Source organism: Pseudomonas sp. B20, from assembly GCF_020515755.1.
Lineage (GTDB): Bacteria > Pseudomonadota > Gammaproteobacteria > Pseudomonadales > Pseudomonadaceae > Aquipseudomonas > Aquipseudomonas syringae.
The window spans coordinates 1-886 of record NZ_JAHPJG010000055.1 but is presented as its reverse complement, the minus strand read 5'-3'; the positions used below and the strand labels follow the sequence as shown (position 1 = coordinate 886).

The window sequence follows — 886 nt, the reverse complement described above, 5'->3', positions numbered from 1 at the left end:
GAAGGCAACATCGGCTTTCGTAAGGTTGCCAGCCAGTTCTCGATCGATTTCAGCCTGCTTCGACGCTGGGTCGCTAATTACAGGAGCCATGGTCACACAGGCCATCGTAAGCCGGGGCTTCGGTACAGCAAAGTCTTCAAACGCTCAGTGCTTGAGCACAAGCGCGAGCACGGGCTGTCCCTTCGCCAGACCGCAGCGCATTTTGGTATTGGTGATCCTGGCCAAATAGTCATTTGGGAACAGCAGCATTACAGTAACGATCTAGCACCCTACGTTCCCAAGAGAAGAAAGTCTGTTGCCATGCCCAAGAAGCCTTATCCCACAGCACCAGTAATCGACGACGATACGCAGAAGACGCGTGACCAGTTAATGGCCGAGCTCGAATACCTGCGCATGGAGAACGCTTACCTAAAAAAGTTGGAAGAGTTGAAGGAGCAGCAACGACGACGGCAAAAGAAAAAGTCCTGATCGTCAAACAATTGAGGAACCGGTTTCCGCTCTGCGCCCTTCTGACGCTGGCGGGCCTGGCGCGCAGCACGTTTTACTATCAGGTTCAGGTGCAATCCAGACCCGATCCAGATGCCGCTCTGAAGCGGGAGATCGAACGCGTTTATCACGAGGAGAGAGGTCTTTATGGGGCTCGACGCATCACGGCGGTCATTCGTAACTCAGGTACGTTGGTCAATAAGAAGGTTGTGGAGCGACTGATGGCTGAACTGGGCCTGAGATCAGTTGTGCGCCCCAAGAAATACCGTTCCTATAAGGGGCTTTTCGGAAAAATTGCGCCCAATTTGCTGGAGCGTAAATTCACCGCACAACGTCCGAACCAGAAATGGGTGACCGATGTGACCGAGTTTAAAGTGGCCAATAGAAAGCTGTATCTCTC

At 52.7% G+C, this 886-nt stretch carries 1 pseudogene; it reads left to right on the top strand.

From position 1 onward, the window contains the following. A pseudogene (locus LIX91_RS25515) lies at positions 1–886 on the top strand (IS3 family transposase); the annotation flags it as partial.